Raw genomic sequence first — 17,737 nt, 5'->3', positions numbered from 1 at the left:
TTTGTGTACAATTCATCTGAAGTCCTCCTTGGCATGATGGTAGGTATTGTTTGACACCCCTGCATCATACCAAGAGGGCTTTTTTTGATCAAGTCCCCGGAAAAGCTCCTAACGGGAATGCTCCTTTCTTTTGAGTAAAGCATATCACTAAATTATACCCGTGGTGCTAGTTGAGCGCTAAAGCTCAACTAGCACCACGGGTATATATATATTGTCAATATAAAATTTTCAAAAATCAGGAGTGTTGATTGTCCAAAATTATACATACGCCTTCCATAAATTTGGGCATACTCAAACAAAGCAGCGGCCATCCCGGATTTCCAATCGAGAGGAAGCTGCCCAGAGAAAAAACGGCGAACGAACGAAATGAAGGAAAGAGAGACGTTCGTCTGTTTTTTGGTTTGATCATACAGCCATCGCAGCAACACATACGCGATGAACGCCGCAAACAGTTGGTTGTATACCGCATTTTCCGTCGTGCCAAACAAGGTCGGGACATTCAGATATTGCTTCACCCAACGGAAAAAGACCTCAACAGTCCAACGTTGTTGGTACATGTCGGCAATGGTTTCCTCAGATGCATGGAAGAGGTTCGTCACGACCCGAATGTCGCGGCCATTCGCATCTCGAAAGATCACCACCCGGTGACGCTTGGTCGAGCGGCATTGTTTCGTCCCCAACTGGCACGTGAAGTCGGCTTGAACCGATGAGGATGTGCTGGAAAGGCGTTTCAAGCTTTTTTTCTGATGAAGTTCGATGTTGTCCTTCATCCGAATGACAAAGAGCTGATGCTGCTCCACAAATCGATCGAGGCGTTCGATTTTGAAATACGCCCGGTCTTCCACCAGCACTTGTTGAGCGTTCGTCAACTGTTCTCCCACCGGGCCATCATGACGCAGTCCGATGGGTTTCCACCACGTCTGCCGGCAACGAGGATTCCGGCGAATACGCGACGTGCAGCTTCACTCCGGCGCGTTCGCCGTGATACGGCGCCCATGGCAGGCGGTTTTTCCCGACCGTGACGGTCGTCGAATCCACCACCCGAAGCGGTTTGGGAAACCGAAGCGAACGGCGGGTTTGGCGGTTGCACTTGGAAATGATCAACGCCAACAAGCGTTTCATGATGTCATAGGGAAATTCTTTCGCTTTCTTGGATACAGTTGAATAATGGAATCGCGGCAATCCATACAGAGGCCCCACATCGGCTCCGTGGCGAAAGCTTTTCCATTGATGCATGGCGGCCAGCAGGAAGAAGTGAATCAACTCGCGCAACGTAAAGGTTCGAGACGAATCACGATACCCAACCGCTTCGGCAATCCGTTGAATCTCTTCATCCGAAACAAGTTTTTGCATCAAATTCGGGAGTGTGGTATGCTTGTTCATAGAGAGCACCTCCTGGGTTTGTTTGTGTCGCTACCCACATTCTACAGGAAAGGTGCTCTTTTTTCTATACCCTTTGGATTTTATTGGATAATCAACACGCCTGATTGGATTTATTAAATTTACTTGGATCAACCCCTAGTATCTTCATATAATTTTCCGGTTCAGGAAATTCATGGTTAACCCAGATTAATCCCTCTTCTGAATTGTTGCCGCCTTTCAAACTATCGATTGGGAAGTAAACAGTAAGATCGGCTGAATCACCAAATTTTTCGCCTTTTGAGTTAATTACATCTCCGTATGAAGCAATAATGTTGTATCTATACCCTTTAGGTAGAACTAGATCATTTTCCCATGTACGACTAATAGGTTTGAAAGGTGCTGTAAGTCGCTTACCTTTCCCTTTCGTTTGACCATTCATTAAATGGTCTGCTGTCATGGCACTCGCTTTATTTGTTAACGCTTCAATTCCGGATGATGCTGCAACTAACGCCGCGGTACTACTTCCTACATATTTTAAGAATAAACGGCGGTCCATAAATTTATTAGCCCCTTTCAAAATTTTTAATGAATTGACAACTTGATTATATTAATCAAGAAAGAAAATGTTAATTAATCTAATGTAAATAATTGTTAAATAATTGAAAAGATTTTAAATATTTGTAGATTATGTTAATGAAACGATTCAGCGTTCAGAAAATGAGTGTAGCGATCACTTTCAAATTACAGATGATTCACCATTAAAAAAGGGTGATTCGTTTTGGGTTGAAAAGGGAAAATGAATATTTAGAAGACATAAGAGAGGTTGACAAAACGTACAAAATCAGCCCTATGGAGTTAACCGAGACTGGATAAAATGAATTACGAGTGAAGTGCTAGATAAAGAACATGAAGAAATTGCTGATAAAAAATATTAGAAATAAAATTCGATTAGTAGCTCTAACCAGCGGCACCTTTCAATAAAAAAATGCAACATCCTGCTTAAATGAATTTATCACAAGAGGAATTCCCTACATCACAAATTTATGAACTATAATTGAGATATAACGAGGCTGGCCCAAAAGTAAAGTGTCAGACCCCGCAACAAAATAGATGGGATACGCGTGAGCTCAGACACTTATGGGTCAGCCTCGTCTATTTTCCCCCGTGGTAGCGAACTATAGGACTGAAAAAGAAGTTATCTTCCTAAATTGGATACAACTGCAGGATTTGTATATCTAAAATTTTCCACTTAAAGAGAACATGTAAGAAAACGTTATTTAGATAACCGCTTCATGAGAGCCGCTTTTTCCGCTTCAAATCCCGGCTTGCCAAGCAAGGCAAACATATTTTTCTTGTAAGCTTCCACTCCCGGCTGATCAAACGGGTTCACGCCTAGTAAATGTCCGCTGATGCCGCAAGCCTTTTCGAAAAAGTATACCATTTCACCAAATGTATATTCATCCATTTCATCCAGTTCAACAATTAAGTTCGGTACTCCACCGTCTACATGGGCTAACAGCGTACCTTGGAAAGCTTTTTTGTTCACTTCATCCAATGTCTTGCCGGCCAGGAAGTTCAATCCATCGATATTTTCTGGATCTTCTTGGATCGTTAGCTCGATTTGCGGTTTTTTGACCTGCAGCACCGTTTCGATCAGATTACGGCGGCCTTCTTGAACATATTGCCCCATCGAATGCAAATCAGTTGTAAAGTCAACAGATGCAGGAAAGAGTCCTTTCTGATCTTTCCCTTCACTTTCGCCAAACAGCTGTTTCCACCACTCAGATACATAATGAAGGGATGGCTCATAGTTCACCAATAATTCGATCGCTTTTCCTTTACGATAGAGAATATTTCGCACAGCGGCATACTGATAACTCTCATTGGTTAAAAGATCAGGATTATTATATTTATGATATGCTGATGCTGCCCCTTCCATCATTCGGTCAATATTCAGTCCGGCTACGGCAATTGGCAACAGGCCGACTGCTGTCAGCACAGAATATCTCCCGCCTATGTCATCTGGAATAACGAAAGTTTCATATCCTTCTTGATCGGTGAGCTTTTTTAATGCTCCTTTTTCTCGATCGGTAGTCACATAAATCCGTTTTCTTGCTTCCTCTTTTCCATATTTTTTCTCCATGTAGTCGCGGAAAATACGGAAAGCAATGGCAGGCTCGGTCGTTGTTCCCGATTTGGAAATGACGTTGATAGAGAGATCTTTGCCTTCTAATACATCTAATAAATGAGAGATATAAGTGGAACTGATATTCTGACCGGCGAAATAAATTTGCGTCGTATCATTCATTTGGTTATGAAAAGTATGGGACAACGCTTCAATAGCTGCCCTTGCACCTAAATAAGACCCGCCGATGCCGATAACAACAAGAGCATCTGAATGATTTCGGATTCTTTCGGCAGCTTGTTTGATTCGACCAAATTCGTCTTTATCATAGCGGACCGGCCAATCCACCCAACCAAGAAAATCGGATCCCGGGCCTTTCTTTTCATGAAGCATATGATGAGCGACTTTGACAAATTCACTTAAATGCTCGAGCTCGCTCTCTTTCATAAATGGTAATGCATTGGAATAATCAAAAGAGACAGTCATATACCTTCTCCTTTCTTTGCAAAATTCACCATCGTTCTTCTGTGTAATTTATTATTTTCGATCTTGCATCTGAAAGTTTTTCGGTTAAGAACGTTTTATGGAGATGCTTCAAATACTTAAATTTATTTCTTCTCATTTTTTTCTACAGCATGTCCGCCGAATTCGTTGCGTAAAGCTGCTACTACTTTACCTGTAAATGTATCTGTTTCTAATGAACGATAACGCATCAATAAGGACATAGCGATGACAGGAGTGGCTGTTTGTAAATCTAAAGCTGTTTCGACTGTCCATTTTCCTTCACCGGAAGAATGCATAATTCCTTTGATTTCCTCTAATTTTGCATCTTTAGAAAAGGCGCGTTCTGTTAATTCCATAAGCCATGAACGAATAACCGAGCCGTTATTCCATACTCTTGCTACTTTTTCATAGTCATAATCGAATTCGCTTTTCTCTAATATTTCAAATCCTTCACCAATGGCAGCCATCATCCCGTATTCAATCCCATTGTGAACCATTTTTAAAAAGTGGCCGCTGCCTGCTTTTCCTGCATATAAATACCCATTTTCTACAGCCGTATCCCGGAAAAGAGGCTCGACAATGCTCCAAGCTTCAGGATCTCCTCCAACCATGTAGCATGCTCCGTTCCGAGCACCTTCCACCCCGCCAGAAGTCCCGGCATCCATAAAACGAATCCCAGCTTCTTTTAGCTCATTATAACGATGAATCGATTCCTTATAGTGAGAATTGCCGCCATCAATCACGATGTCTCCTTTGTTTAAAAATGGGGTAATCTCACGAATAACCGAATCAACAACATTGTGCGGAACCATGAGCCAAACAATTCTTGGATTTTCTAATGATAAAACGAGTTCCTCTAAGCTTGATACACCTTTAGCGCCGTATTTTTTTATTTCTTCAACCGCATTTGCATTTACATCGAACGCCACTACTTCATGTTTATGGTCAATGAGATTTTTACCTAAGTTTAATCCCATTTTCCCTAAACCGATTAACCCGACTTTCATGTTCATTGCCCTCCTCGAACTGATTTAACCTTTCGACATTATTCACATTTTATACGTATATATGCACAGCTAATCTATAGTTCCATTTAGAAATGATATTTTCTAATGATGAGAATGAAGTTCGACACGATCATTCGTAACTACCACCAATTGAATCCGTCCTCTTCCAGTAACCGATGAGAAGCCTCTGGCCCCATTGAACCTGAACGATACGAATGAAGGGGAAGGAGATTTCCCTCAAATGCCTCTAAAACAGGCTGTACCCACTTCCAAGAAAGTTCAACTTCTTTCCAATGAGCAAAGAAAGTCGAATCGCCTCGCAAAGCATCAAAAATTAACAATTCATAGGCTTCAGGTACATTTTTCTCATTAGTTGAAAAATGCATATGAATAGGCTCGATTTTTCCATTGTTTAATATATTTTTACTATTTAATTGCAACGTAACACCCTCATTCGGATTGATTTCAATCACTAAAAGATTAGGAACCGTTTCCTCATTTTTTGGCAAGTACCATTCCTTTAATGGATTTTTAAACTCAATCACAATACGAGTAGATTTTTCCTTCATTCTTTTCCCTGTACGGAGATAAAATGGCACCCCACTCCAAAACTCATCATCAATCCACAAGCGAGCCGCAACAAATGTATCTGTTGTTGAAGAAGCAGCAATTCCAGGCTCTTCTTTATATCCAACAACTGGTTTACCAAAGATTTCTCCAGGACCATATTGGCCGCGAACGACATGTAAACCTACTTCTTCTTTTTGTAATGGGCGAAGAGATTCGATGATTTTTCTTTTTTCGTCACGGATGTCTTTTGCGCTGATCCGTTTTGGCAGGTGCATGGCTGTCATCATCAACAATTGCAGCATATGATTTTGGAACATATCGCGAATGGCCCCTGCCTGGTCATAATACCCCGCTCTCTCTTCTACCCCAACCGTTTCACTAGCCGTAATTTGTACATTCGCTATATACTGATTGTTCCATAATGATTGAAACACAGGGTTGGCAAATTTTAAGGCTTCAAGATTTTGGACCATCGGCTTTCCAAGGTAATGGTCCACTCGATAAATTTCCTCTTCTTCAAAAGCTTGACTTAACTTTTCATTTAAATGTTGTGCCGATCTCCAATCGTGCCCAAACGGTTTTTCGATCATCAAACGTTTCCAACCTCTTGCCGATCCTAATCCGCTCTCCTTGATGTTTGAGGCAATCACATCAAAAAACTCTGGCGCAACAGATAAATAAAACATGCGGTTTTCAGGAATATTCAACTCTTTTTCACGCTGTTGAACGATTTCAAGCAGCTTTTTATACCCTTGTGCATTTGTTACATCTAAAGAAATATAACGAAACGCACGAAGGAATTCTTCCATTTTGGAACGGTCATTTGTCAAACGTCTAGAAAATGTTTTTAATGAATTTTCCACATGTGTTTGAAATTCGTCATCAGACAATCCACTTTTGCTTACGCCAATAATGGAAAACGAGTCAGGCATTTTTTGATCGAGAAATAAATGATATAATGCAGGAAAAATTTTTCTTTTCGCTAAATCCCCTGTTGCCCCAAACAAGACAAAGGTCATAGAATCCACTTTTGATTTCACCCCCATCTTTCCAAACAGAAAAACTCCAGATTTCTTCTTGTACTAAAAAAGTAGATAACAACTATTGAAAATACAAAATCCATCATTTTGGACTCTTTTTACGCCCTTCATCTTTTCCGATCGAGCTCTTGAGTACAAACGCGATAAAGAAAGATTATCTATGCAAGATAAAAAGATCAGAATTTCAATTAAATCCGATCTTTTTATCTCTCGTAAGAAAATGTAGTGATATTTGTCTTTTCTTCTATTGCTTAGAAGTTCACATTTAGGCCATAAAACGCGGCGATATATAATTTTTTCATTTCTTCTACAGATGTTTCACGCGGATTCGTGCTTGTGCATGGATCTTGCACGGCATTGGCTGTCATTTCATCCACGTGTGCATGGAACAACTCCCCGGATACCCCAATATTCTTGGCACGTATTTGGACCACGATTCATGTTGTCCCCTCCTATGCTTACGTTTTGTTTTACAGACGCTAGTATAATCCGTATAATCCTGTTTTAGAAGTACGCACTTTATTATCACGTAGTGATAAAAATATAATATAGTATAAAAAAGTATACTTATGGTTATAATCAGTACGGATATATGCTCAATGGAATGACTTCATGAAAAGTCCTTTATCTGTAAGAAGAAATAAATCCTAGATGTTATGGGTGGAAATGAAATGTTTTGTAAATACATGCATTATTGTCATATAGTGATAAAAAGTATACTATTGGTTTATAATAGAGATGGAGGTGGAATAAATGGGACATGTTTGTGGCAAAATGTATAACTGTGAAAAAGAATTGACACTTGCTGTTATTGGCGGTAAATGGAAAATGCTTATTTTATGGCATCTAGGAAAAGGTGGGACGAAGCGGTTTGGCGAGCTGAAGGCTCTCATGCCGGGGATCACCCAACGAATGCTTGTTAACCAGCTGCGAGAACTGGAAGCAGACCTTATTGTTGAACGCAAAGTCTATCCAGTTGTTCCTCCAAAAGTAGAATATTCACTTACTGAACATGGAAAAAGTCTAATGCCAATTCTCGATGCTATGTATGAGTGGGGTAAAAATTATATGGAGACGGTCGTGAAGGGCCAAGTAAAAATCAATGAATCTGCCAAATAAAAACACTCTTCTTAAAAATTCGAAAACGGCCTTCTCATCTTCCTTTATTTCAATATCGTTATGTTTGTAGAAAGAATGTGTGTTTATTGGAGCGCTAAATCTTATAGAGGAATATAGTCATCAAAAATCGGGCAGCATCTTTATAAATGGTCTGCTGCCCGTTTTTTTACGTATATACATTGATGACTCTCCTCGCTTAATTCTTTATATTCCCTTTTAGTATACTTTTTTACACTATGTTACATGAAAGTGTGTACTTGTTAAAGCGAATGATGTGCTTAATAATATCAAATATCATGGTTATTAATAACATGAATGGTGTAAAATTTTTTAGACTGATGACAAAGAAAGGAGGAGGCTTATGAAACTAAGAGTTTCAGCCGTTCAATATCATCTCCATACCATAAATTCTTTTGAAGAATTTGCTAATCAAGTGGAGCATTATATTAAAACAGCTCAAGAATTTGATGCAGATTTTGTTTTATTCCCAGAATTTTTTACTACTCAGCTCATGTCCATTGGCAATGAACAAGGACAGCCTTTGACGATTCAAGAGCTTCCTGATTTTACTGAACAATATCGGTCTTTATTTATAGATTTAGCCAAGAAAACAAAGATGCATATTATTGGAGGAACACATGTCATCCGTAAAGGTGACCGATTATACAATGTGGCTCATTTGTTCTATCCAGATGGAAGAGTCGCAGAACAGGCAAAGCTCCATATTACTCCTACGGAAGTAAAAGAATGGAACATGTCGCCTGGCGATGGTCTACAAGTGTTCGAAACCGAAAAAGGAACCATTGCGATGTTGACGTGCTATGACATTGAATTTCCAGAAATTGTTCGCATAGCTAAAGCGAAAGGTGCGGATGTCATTTTCTGCCCTTCTTGCACGGATGATCGTCACGGATTCCATCGTGTTCGTTACACAAGCCATGCAAGAGCCATCGAAAATCAAGTTTATGTCGTCACGACGGGTACAGTAGGTTCCCTTCCGACGGTTGACTTTATGCGGGCGAATTTTGGGCAAGCAGCGGTGATTACACCAAACGATATTCCATTTCCTCCGCGCGGCATCTTAGTCGAAGGGGAAATCAATCATGATATGATTGTAACCGCTGATCTCGATTTAGAACTGTTATACCAGGTTCGCGAAAGCGGTTCCGTCACCACATGGCGTGACCGACGCACCGATCTCTATCCGGATTGGAAATAAGGTAAGACTAGCGCTCTTAAAGGAGGGAGAAAAATGTATCGAAAAGAATTTTACGTCTTTGACCAAGATCGGCCTGTTCCGACGGTCATTCGAAATTATGAAGAAAAGGACTTTCCCGGCTTAATCCGCATCCAGCAAGAAAGTTTCCCACCGCCATTCCCATCTGAATTATGGTGGAACACGGAACAGCTGAAAAACCATGTTACTCTCTTTCCAGAAGGAGCCTTATGTGTAGAGGTCGATGGTGAAATTGCTGGATCGATGACAGGATTGATTGTTGACTTTGACCCGAATCACCCGGAGCATACATGGGAAGAAATTACCGATAATGGATATATTCGCAACCATAATCCAAATGGAAATACGCTCTATGTAGTCGATATTGGCGTGCGTCCTGCTTATCGCAAATTAGGATTAGGAAAATGGCTAATGTTATCCATGTATGAAGTCGTCGTTCAATTGGGATTAAAACGTCTGTTAGGCGGAGGAAGAATGCCCGGCTATCATAAAAAAGCTGATGAGATGACGGCAGAACAATACCTCGAAGCAGTCGTCAAAGGAGAATTAAAGGACCCTGTTATCACTTTCCTGCTTCGCTGCGGCCGTACCCCTGTTCAAGTGGTGGCTAACTATTTAGAGGATGAAGAGTCTTGTAACTACGCGGCGCTGATGGAATGGAAAAATCCTTTTTATACAACAAAATCTGAACAAGGAGAATGATGAACATGGAATATCGGAGAATTACGAGTATCGAGGACCCTTTGTTTAAAAAAATGCACGAATTGATGCAAGAGGTATTTCCTCCTGAAGAAGTATTAGCATTCGATCTTTGGAAAGAGCCTCTTGAAGATCCGGGAATTCGTGTGTGTGTTGCTGTTCACGAAGGAAATGTCGTAGGTGCGACAGAGTACCGCTATTATGAAGATTTAAATGTCGCAATGACAGACTTCACGATCATTGGCCAAGCAGGACTTGGCATCGGCCGATTTTTAGCGCAAAAGAGGCTAGAAGATTTGAACGCTTGGGCAGCAGCAAACGGAAAGCAGTTATTTGGCATGTTTGCGGAAATTTATGATCCTTATCGGGTGGAACATTATGAATTTGGCGGAATTAAACCGATGGATCCATATGTCCGCCGTGAAGTATTGTCTCATCTTGGTTATAAGCGCCTTGATTTCCCTTATGTTCATCCATCCTGGAACAATGATGGAGAGGCTGTAACAGGACTCGACCTTTGTTTCCTTCCGATGGATGATAACGTAAATGAACTTCCAGCGGAGCTTGTTGTGAAGTTTTTGAAACGTTATTATTCTGTCTTATCAAACAAACCAAAGGCTTGGTATGAAATGGTTGAAAATCTTGAAACCAAAAATACGGTACCTCTTTTAAGCATTTAATGTACTAACGTCATATTCATTTAATTTCAAAAGTCCAAATTCAAAAAACTAAAAAATCCTTTATCAATTCAAATAGTGACAGTACACTTTGTTTATAAAAAGTACCGTGTTAAAATTCTTTCTATAAATGTATCATAGTAGTGAAGGAGGTTGTTCATATGAGCAAAAAAGTATTAATTGTTACAGGAGATGCAGTGGAAGCTTTGGAGATTTATTATCCGTATTACCGTTTGTTAGAGGAAGGTTTTGATGTTACAATCGCTGCTCCAAAGAAAAAGAAACTGCATACAGTTGTCCACGATTTCGCTGATTGGGATACTTTTGTAGAAAAGCCAGGCTATCTCATTGATGCACATGCATCGTTTGCAGAAATCGATCCAACACAGTACGATGCGCTCATTATTCCGGGAGGGCGTGCGCCAGAATACATCCGCCTCGATGAAAACTTGCCAAAAATTGTGCGCCATTTCTTTGAAGCGAACAAACCAGTTGCGGCGATTTGCCATGCTTCACTTGTATTAGAAACCCTTCCTGATATTATGAAAGGGCGCAGCATGACCGCATACATTGCCTGCAAGCCAGGTGTAGAAGCGATTGGCGCCAACTATGTATCTGAGCCAACTCATGTTGACAACAATTTCGTATCTGCTCATGCATGGCCGGATTTACCAGCGTTTATGCGTGAATTTATTAAGTTATTAAACAAGTAACATCGTTTGTTAAGGCGTTCTCCTATGGGAACGCCTTTTTGATTTAAACGACATTAGACACAAAGATTGATGAGCTGTTTTTACTTCTCAATCAGACACGAAGACGTATTCTCATGAAAAGGTAGGACATCTCATACTCCTGAGCGTAACAGGCATGACTCTAATGAAAAGACCGCAAAACGCTTCCTTTAAGAAATGTAAGAAACGCTTTGCGGTCTTTTTGTTCTTTGTTTATTGAGGTGAAAATTCAGTTTGATCAATTACTTGAATTAGTTTAAAATTTTGGTTAGGACTTAAAATGGTGATTAGGACTCCTTACGCTATTCAAGGTTGGCATGTCTTTTAAACATCGTATTGGAGTCCAATCCTTTTTTCTCCATGCATCTTAATATGATCGCATCATAAAACAGCAAGAGGGTTTGCTCAAAAAGCGATCCCATCGGCTGTATCGTTTTGTATCCATTATCTGATTGGTCTTTAGGTGAACCAGGCAACTTGACCGTGATATCAGCCAATTGTCCAATGGTCGATTCAGGGAAAATGGTCACTAACGCTACGGTTGCACCTAAGCTTTTGGCTTTCTCAGCCATGGAAACTAAACTTCTCGTTTCCCCTGAACCCGATCCGATGATCAAAATGTCATCTTGTTCTAGGCTAGGGGTTATGGTTTCGCCTACTACATAGGCTTCTAACCCCATGTGCATCATTCGCATCGCAAAAGATTTGGACATAAATCCAGATCTACCTGCGCCAGCTACGAAAATTTTCTTTGCTTCAAGAATCCCATTTACCAATTTTTCCGCTTCTTCATCAGCGATGAAATCAGCTGTCCGATTTAACTCTTTGATGATTTCACCTAAATATTGTGTAGTCTGCATAATTTCATTCACCTTGTTGGATCATTTTTTTCATTTCAGCAGCTACAGCTCGTTTATCTTTTTGTCCGGTAATACCGCCGCCGACAACGACAAGATCCGGTTTTGCTTTAATGACTTCTGGCAGCGTGTCTAATTTAATGCCGCCGGCGATGGCTGTTTTCGCATTTTTCACAACACGCTTAATTGTGTGAAGTTCTTCAAGAGAATCTTTTCCGACTGCTTGAAGATCGTATCCTGTGTGTACACAAATATAGTCTACACCAAACTCATCCACTTCTTTAGCGCGTTCTTCTAAATTTTTAACACCGATCATGTCAACCAAGATTTTTTTTCCTTGTTTTCTAGCTTCTTCAACGGCCCCCTTGATTGACATATCTTCAGCCACTCCAAGGATCGTGATAATGTCCGCGCCAGCTTCGGATGCTTTCATGACTTCATATGCAGCCGCATCCATGATTTTTAAGTCGGCTAGAACGGTTAAATGAGGGAATGCTTCTTTAATTTCCTTAACAGCTCTCAGGCCTTCATTAATAATAACAGGAGTACCGATTTCTACAATATCCACATACTCCTCAACTTCTTTCACAAGCTCTTTTGCTTCGGGAATATTTACAAGATCCAATGCTAATTGTAGTTGCATGAATTCTTACCCCCCTAATAAAAATTGATTGTTTGTTGCACAAGCAAACATATCTTTTCCGCTTGTACAGCAATCAGTATACTATGTATGATTTTCTTTAGAAAGTACGCACTTTATTTTTACATAGTGTTAAAAAGTATACTATTGGATATGATCATTTCATTCTCGGAACACCTGTCTTCCTTTTTCAAAATGTGCCTAACAACATCTGACCGATGCGTATGTCGAAACATGAATTTGAACGTATACCGATAAATTCCCTCCTTTCCTCTTCAACCGTACTAATATGTACTTTCTTTCGCCATTTTGCAATAAATCCTCATTTTTTCAAAGACATTCATTGACTTCACAAAATGACAAAACAGTAGTAAAATTCATATAATCATATAAGAAAGGTGGGAATAAACAATGAAAGAAACGAACCGTTCAATCCCCCGTCCGCTTGTAAGAGCCAATCAATGGTTTATTGTTGTTAGTGTTGTTGCAACATGGCTGTCAGGACAAGAATGGTTGCTTGCTTTTCCATTAGCTGCTGGATTGCTTGGATTATTCTTTGATTTTAATCCTGTTATGCGGTTCGCAAAGTTGTTTTTAAAGAAGCATCCTTCTGAGTACGTCCCAGAAGACGCCGAACAGCAGCAGTTTAATCAAGTCATTGCTGTCATCTGCCTTTCTGCCGGCTTAATAAGTTACTTAGCTGACTGGATGGTCGTTGCCTATATCTTCACAGCGATGGTCGCGTTAGCAGCATTTGTCGCTATCCTCGGATTTTGTATCGGATGTTTTATTCGTTATCAATGGCAACAATACCGCTATAAAAAAGCCTCGAATCATTAGTGTCATACAAAAATAGGGGCTGACCTGATTCCAGTAAAGTGTCATACCCACAGCTGTGTATTAAATAGACACTTTATGAGTCGGCCCCTCTATATAATTTCTTTCCCTTGAAAACTTCATAATCACCTATGTAGTTGTACGGCTTTTCATATCATAAAAATCGATTGTTGTGTCAATCTGGAGAATATCACTCGCTTTCATCATATCGTATCCCCTCGTAAGGCTAACGAGCACCGTCCATGCCTCTTGGACCAATCGGCTGACAACCTGGTGCATACGCTTCATCAATCGAATATAAATGCCACTTCTTTTTCAATCTGTTAAATAACCCCGATTTCATTGTATAAAATGGAAACACCGTGCTCTTTCCCCTATTTGCGTATAAGTTTTACTATTGGCAAAATCACGTGCCGATCTATGTTTTTCTTTCATATGTTTGCGGTTATTATTCATCGATATGAATCACTCCTGAAAAATCACAAAACAATCGTTTCATGCCTCCGGATAAGTCTTCCGGCTTTTTTAAAACACCTTCATAAAAATTTTACTTTGAATGCCCATTTTCTTTTACATATTTTTGAAATAATGATATCATTATGATATAAAATTAATATTAAGGCGGGGATGTTTATGAAAGAAACAAAAGCATCGTATATCAATGGGTTTGTCGGGATTGTCCTCATTGCAACTTTATTAGGGGCAGCAGTGTTTAGCTTTTTTCATCAACGGATCGTCGTAGCTGTTATATGCGTAATTTTGGCGGGGATATTCGCAAGCGGCATTACGATTGTTCAGCCAAATCAAGCAAAAGTCGTCACCTTTTTCGGGCGTTATTTAGGCAGCATTCGTGACAGCGGGTTATTTCTTACGGTTCCATTAACGATTCGCCAAACCGTTTCCCTCCGTGTCCGCAACTTTAACAGCAGTACATTAAAAGTGAATGATGTTGAAGGAAATCCAATCGAAATTGCAGCGGTTATCGTATTTAAAGTGATTGATTCTGCCAAAGCCATTTTCGATGTAGAAAATTACAAAAAATTCGTTGAAATTCAACCCGAGTTCGACAGTTTTGAGGCCATTTTAGGCAAATGAAAATGGCCAAAATGCTGTTATATCAAAGATTTCGCGATGCGGATCCTAGAAAAAACACTGAATTTCATAGGCACACGACTTGTTTATTTTAACTTTTAAAACAGCTGAATATCGGTTATAATATAGGCATGTACATACGGCGAGTAACACGCAAAAACAAAGATGGAACGACCGTGGCGTATCTCCAGCTTGCTCACAACGAATGGGATCCGAAGGCCAAATATGCGAAAGCGAAGGTGATTTATTCGTTTGGGCGCGAAGACGAGGTGGATCGCGCTGTCTTGGAGCGTCTGGCCAAAAGCATTTCGCGATTCCTTTCTCCTGAGCAGGCTTGGGAAATCGAGACGTTGACAGGAGAAGTGTCGGATGACTTTCAGTTTCAATCAAGCAAACGCCTTGGTGGCGCTTGGCTTTTGGATCAGCTCTGGAGACAACTGGGATTGGGAGAGATTCTCCACTCCTTGTTTGCCTCCCGACATCATCAGATTCCGTTGGAACGGCTGATTTTTGCCATGGTGGCGAATCGTGCCCTTCATCCGTCAAGCAAGTTGGCGATGGAGGAGTGGGTGGAGAAAGACGTGCATATCCCTCATCTTCCCCAAGTCGCCAGCCACCAGTTGTACCGGGCGATGGATGAGCTGCTGGCTGTGCAGCCGGAATTGGAACGCCAAGTGTTCCATGCCGTGGCCGATTTATTGAACCTGGAAGTCGATTTGATTTACTTTGATACGACTTCGTCGTACTTCGAAGTGGATCCATCCGAAACACCAGAAGGAGAATCGCTTCGAAAGCAGGGGTTTTCCAAAGATAAGCGTCCCGATTTGGTCCAAATCGTCATTGGACTGGCCGTTACCCGGGAAGGAGTCCCCATTCGCGCTTGGGTATGGCCTGGCCATACGATGGATATGACGGTCATCAAACAGGTGAAACAAGACTTGATTGGCTGGAAGCTTGGGCGTGTGATCAGCGTGATGGACCGCGGATTTTCGTCTGAAGAGAATTTGCGAATCTTGCAACAGGCCGGGGGACACTACATTGTCGGCGAAAAAATGCGGTCCGGCAAAGCCGCCGTCGAAGAGGCCCTAAACCGTCGCGGGCGCTACCAACAAGTTCGCGAGAACTTGCATATCAAAGAAATCATCGTGGGCGACGGAGAAGCGCGTCAGCGCTATGTTCTCGTGTACAATCCCAGCGAAGCCGAACGCCAACGCAAGGAACGGGAAAAGCTGCTCGAATCGCTGAAAGAGGAGTTGGAGGGGCTTCGCCAACTCCCCAATGAAGCTCATCATAAGGCCACCTGCCGGCTGCGTTCCCATCCGTCCTACGGAAAATACTTGCGTCAATTGAAGGATGGAACGCTTCGCATCGACAAGCAAGCGGTTCGTGAAGCGGAAAAGTACGATGGCAAATATCTCATCCGAACCTCCGATGACACCTTGTCTGCCGAGGATGTCGCGCTCGGGTATAAGCAACTGGTGGATATCGAGCAGGCCTTTCGGACGTTGAAATCAACACTCGAGATAATTTACAACAAATGACGATTTCGACGTTGAAGAGGAATCTGGATACTCGATAGTTGAGCCGATACAAAAAGCAAAATCGATGCATATTGTTTTTGAAGTTTGACACGATCTGTTGTAAAATGAAAGTGCTCTTGCATGGGAACTTCTCCTTTTGATGTTTGGTTGCACTTTCATTTTAAGGGGTTCCTCATGCAAGGGCTATTTTTTATGCTTGTCTGATTTTATCTAGCACCACGGGTAATAATTATATTTTTCATTATGGTTTTAAAACTACTTTTATACAATCATCTGCATGTTCATAGAAGATTTTATACATTTCACTTGCTCGGTCTAACGGTACAACATGCGTGATAATTTCAGTAGGGTCAAATTCATCCTTTTGAATCATATCAAACAATATTGGCATATAATGAACAACAGGTGCTTGCCCCATTCTTATACAAATATTTCTTTCCCATAAATTACCTAAAGGAAATTGATTGTAAACAGAACCATATACACCTGTTAATTGTAAATTTCCGAATTTTTTAATAGCTTGCATACCAATTTGTATAGGGCTTGTAGTTCCCCCAACTAAACCCATTTGTTGTTCTTGTGCTTCTTTAGGAGTTTTCTTCCCATCCATTCCCACACAATCAATGACACAATCTGCTCCACCTTTTGTTAATTCACGAATATATTTTCCAGCATCATCAAATGTTGGAAAATCATCAAAGTTAATTACTTCCACATTGTTCATTTTTTTAGCATGATTTAAGCGATAAGGAACATTGTCAACTGCAATCACTCGACTTGCACCTTTCAACCATGCAAACTTTTGTGCCATAAAACCAACAGGTCCACAACCAAGAACGACAACTGTATCACCCTTTTTAACTCCTACATTCTCGACACTCCATAAAGCGGTAGGTAATACATCTGACATAAACAACAATTTTTCATCATCTAATTCTACTGATTCTGGGATAACAAAAGGAATAAAATTACCATATGGTACACGAAGGAGTTCCGCTTGACCACCTTGATACCCACCATATCTTTCAGTGAAACCAAAATAACCCCCAGTGTCTACAGCCTTATTAGGATTAGAATTATCACATTGGCTCTCCATTTCATTTTGACAATAATGACAATGACCACATGAAATGTTGAATGGAAGAACTACTCTATCACCTTTTTTTACCTTTGTAACTTCCGAACCAACTTCTTCAACAATACCCATCGGCTCATGTCCTAATACATAATCTTTTGTAGCTGGTATTGCCCCTTGATAAATATGAAGGTCAGAACCACAAATTGCAGTTGAAGTAATGCGAACAATAATATCATCATTCTTTTGAATTGTTGGGTTTGGCACTTCTTTGACTTGCATATTTTTTACACCTTGAAAAGTAACTGCTTTCATTGTTCTCAACCTCTTTCTTAGAATTTATATTTTGTCTTAGATTATCTTTTCCAGAAATTATTTTTTTATTCATCATTGTTGTGTCAAGGCCGATTATTTTTTCCCCAAAATCGCCGGTTTAAAATTCCCCAGAAGGACCTCATTGATCCTTCTGTTTTTCTTGTTGGAGCCTTTTTTCCCGCAATCGATAGCTTTCCCCCTTTAGGTTGAAAATGATGGAATGATGCAGTAATCGATCTAACATCGCTGTCGCCAAAACCGAGTCTCCCACGATTTCTCCCCATTCCCCAAAGCTTTTGTTGGAGGTGA

The 17,737-nt window shown here is 40.6% G+C and carries 14 protein-coding genes and 4 pseudogenes; 8 read left to right on the top strand and 10 right to left on the bottom strand.

Translation table 11 applies throughout. From position 1 onward, the window contains the following. Positions 1 to 251 precede the first annotated feature (251 nt). From ACTVDO_RS16740 to zwf, 5 genes and pseudogenes are all read right to left on the bottom strand, one after another. Positions 252 to 1,383, bottom strand: a pseudogene (locus tag ACTVDO_RS16740) (IS4 family transposase); the annotation flags it as partial. Positions 1,384 to 1,474: 91 nt separating this feature from the next. After that, entirely contained in the window at positions 1,475 to 1,918 is a 444-nt protein-coding gene (locus ACTVDO_RS16735; RefSeq protein WP_020961353.1) for an alkaline phosphatase PhoX, read from the bottom strand. A 717-nt stretch (positions 1,919 to 2,635) separates the two neighbouring features. Further along, on the bottom strand, positions 2,636 to 3,973 hold the full coding sequence (locus tag ACTVDO_RS16730) for a glucose-6-phosphate isomerase (protein ID WP_020961354.1): 1,338 nt from the start codon (positions 3,971 to 3,973) through the stop codon (positions 2,636 to 2,638). A gap of 122 nt (positions 3,974 to 4,095) precedes the next feature. Beyond that, positions 4,096 to 4,998 carry a phosphogluconate dehydrogenase (NAD(+)-dependent, decarboxylating) gene (gene gnd, locus ACTVDO_RS16725; protein ID WP_020961355.1) on the bottom strand — a complete coding sequence of 301 codons (903 nt, stop codon included), beginning with the start codon at positions 4,996 to 4,998 and terminating at the stop codon, positions 4,096 to 4,098. 140 nt (positions 4,999 to 5,138) lie between these two features. Then, positions 5,139 to 6,596 (bottom strand): glucose-6-phosphate dehydrogenase, encoded by a 1,458-nt coding sequence (zwf, locus tag ACTVDO_RS16720; RefSeq protein WP_041268026.1) that lies wholly within the window; start codon positions 6,594 to 6,596, stop codon positions 5,139 to 5,141. A gap of 765 nt (positions 6,597 to 7,361) precedes the next feature. Between zwf and ACTVDO_RS16715 the strand changes: the two genes are divergently transcribed. The 5 genes from ACTVDO_RS16715 (at position 7,362) to ACTVDO_RS16695 (ending at position 11,053) form a co-directional block, all read left to right on the top strand. Further along, entirely contained in the window at positions 7,362 to 7,727 is a 366-nt protein-coding gene (locus ACTVDO_RS16715; RefSeq protein WP_020961358.1) for a winged helix-turn-helix transcriptional regulator, read from the top strand. 361 nt (positions 7,728 to 8,088) lie between these two features. Next, positions 8,089 to 8,946 (top strand): carbon-nitrogen hydrolase family protein, encoded by an 858-nt coding sequence (locus tag ACTVDO_RS16710; RefSeq protein WP_020961359.1) that lies wholly within the window; start codon positions 8,089 to 8,091, stop codon positions 8,944 to 8,946. Between the two features lie 33 nt (positions 8,947 to 8,979). Continuing rightward, positions 8,980 to 9,666 carry a GNAT family N-acetyltransferase gene (locus ACTVDO_RS16705; RefSeq protein ID WP_020961361.1) on the top strand — a complete coding sequence of 229 codons (687 nt, stop codon included), beginning with the start codon at positions 8,980 to 8,982 and terminating at the stop codon, positions 9,664 to 9,666. Between the two features lie 5 nt (positions 9,667 to 9,671). Beyond that, positions 9,672 to 10,343, top strand: a complete 672-nt coding sequence (locus ACTVDO_RS16700; protein ID WP_020961362.1) for a hypothetical protein — start codon at positions 9,672 to 9,674, stop codon at positions 10,341 to 10,343. A 158-nt stretch (positions 10,344 to 10,501) separates the two neighbouring features. Next, a complete protein-coding gene (locus ACTVDO_RS16695) occupies positions 10,502 to 11,053 on the top strand; it encodes a DJ-1/PfpI family protein (protein ID WP_020961363.1) in 552 nt (183 codons plus the stop codon). Positions 11,054 to 11,373: 320 nt separating this feature from the next. Here the strand turns inward: ACTVDO_RS16695 and hxlB are convergent, their stop codons facing one another. Next, positions 11,374 to 11,931 carry a 6-phospho-3-hexuloisomerase gene (hxlB, locus tag ACTVDO_RS16690; RefSeq protein WP_020961364.1) on the bottom strand — a complete coding sequence of 186 codons (558 nt, stop codon included), beginning with the start codon at positions 11,929 to 11,931 and terminating at the stop codon, positions 11,374 to 11,376. A gap of 4 nt (positions 11,932 to 11,935) precedes the next feature. Then, positions 11,936 to 12,571 (bottom strand): 3-hexulose-6-phosphate synthase, encoded by a 636-nt coding sequence (hxlA, locus tag ACTVDO_RS16685; RefSeq protein ID WP_091703670.1) that lies wholly within the window; start codon positions 12,569 to 12,571, stop codon positions 11,936 to 11,938. A 408-nt stretch (positions 12,572 to 12,979) separates the two neighbouring features. On the opposite strand from hxlA, the gene ACTVDO_RS16680 reads away from it, so the two are divergent. From ACTVDO_RS16680 to ACTVDO_RS16670, 3 genes and pseudogenes are all read left to right on the top strand, one after another. After that, positions 12,980 to 13,408, top strand: a complete 429-nt coding sequence (locus ACTVDO_RS16680) for a DUF4395 domain-containing protein (RefSeq protein WP_020961366.1) — start codon at positions 12,980 to 12,982, stop codon at positions 13,406 to 13,408. A 630-nt stretch (positions 13,409 to 14,038) separates the two neighbouring features. Beyond that, positions 14,039 to 14,467 (top strand): annotated as a pseudogene (locus ACTVDO_RS16675) (SPFH domain-containing protein); the annotation flags it as partial. 161 nt (positions 14,468 to 14,628) lie between these two features. Next, positions 14,629 to 16,023: pseudogene (locus ACTVDO_RS16670) on the top strand (IS1634 family transposase); the annotation flags it as partial. Between the two features lie 5 nt (positions 16,024 to 16,028). Here ACTVDO_RS16670 and ACTVDO_RS16665 read toward each other — a convergent pair. The 3 genes and pseudogenes from ACTVDO_RS16665 to ACTVDO_RS16655 all read right to left on the bottom strand — a co-directional run. Then, positions 16,029 to 16,160: pseudogene (locus ACTVDO_RS16665) on the bottom strand (IS982 family transposase); the annotation flags it as partial. A 119-nt stretch (positions 16,161 to 16,279) separates the two neighbouring features. Next, positions 16,280 to 17,428, bottom strand: a complete 1,149-nt coding sequence (locus ACTVDO_RS16660) for a zinc-dependent alcohol dehydrogenase (RefSeq protein ID WP_442901914.1) — start codon at positions 17,426 to 17,428, stop codon at positions 16,280 to 16,282. Between the two features lie 139 nt (positions 17,429 to 17,567). Then, the coding region (locus ACTVDO_RS16655; RefSeq protein ID WP_442901915.1) for an ATP-binding protein at positions 17,568 to 17,737 on the bottom strand (170 nt) is incomplete at its 5' end.

The sequence above is a fragment of the Geobacillus sp. BK01 genome (assembly GCF_052220245.1).
Taxonomy (GTDB): Bacteria; Bacillota; Bacilli; order Bacillales; family Anoxybacillaceae; genus Geobacillus.
Note: the sequence above shows the minus strand (reverse complement) of the source record. Positions and strands in the feature narration are given on the sequence as shown.

Excerpts from the sequence above, each read along its gene's own strand:
- ACTVDO_RS16735 (WP_020961353.1), bottom strand. The coding sequence starts at position 1,918 with ATGGACCGCCGTTTATTCTTAAAATATGTAGGAAGTAGTACCGCGGCG.
- ACTVDO_RS16730 (WP_020961354.1), bottom strand. The coding sequence starts at position 3,973 with ATGACTGTCTCTTTTGATTATTCCAATGCATTACCATTTATGAAAGAG.
- gnd (WP_020961355.1), bottom strand. The coding sequence starts at position 4,998 with ATGAAAGTCGGGTTAATCGGTTTAGGGAAAATGGGATTAAACTTAGGT.
- ACTVDO_RS16715 (WP_020961358.1), top strand. The coding sequence starts at position 7,362 with ATGGGACATGTTTGTGGCAAAATGTATAACTGTGAAAAAGAATTGACA.
- ACTVDO_RS16710 (WP_020961359.1), top strand. The coding sequence starts at position 8,089 with ATGAAACTAAGAGTTTCAGCCGTTCAATATCATCTCCATACCATAAAT.
- ACTVDO_RS16705 (WP_020961361.1), top strand. The coding sequence starts at position 8,980 with ATGTATCGAAAAGAATTTTACGTCTTTGACCAAGATCGGCCTGTTCCG.
- ACTVDO_RS16700 (WP_020961362.1), top strand. The coding sequence starts at position 9,672 with ATGGAATATCGGAGAATTACGAGTATCGAGGACCCTTTGTTTAAAAAA.
- ACTVDO_RS16695 (WP_020961363.1), top strand. The coding sequence starts at position 10,502 with ATGAGCAAAAAAGTATTAATTGTTACAGGAGATGCAGTGGAAGCTTTG.
- hxlB (WP_020961364.1), bottom strand. The coding sequence starts at position 11,931 with ATGCAGACTACACAATATTTAGGTGAAATCATCAAAGAGTTAAATCGG.
- hxlA (WP_091703670.1), bottom strand. The coding sequence starts at position 12,571 with ATGCAACTACAATTAGCATTGGATCTTGTAAATATTCCCGAAGCAAAA.
- ACTVDO_RS16680 (WP_020961366.1), top strand. The coding sequence starts at position 12,980 with ATGAAAGAAACGAACCGTTCAATCCCCCGTCCGCTTGTAAGAGCCAAT.
- ACTVDO_RS16660 (WP_442901914.1), bottom strand. The coding sequence starts at position 17,428 with ATGAAAGCAGTTACTTTTCAAGGTGTAAAAAATATGCAAGTCAAAGAA.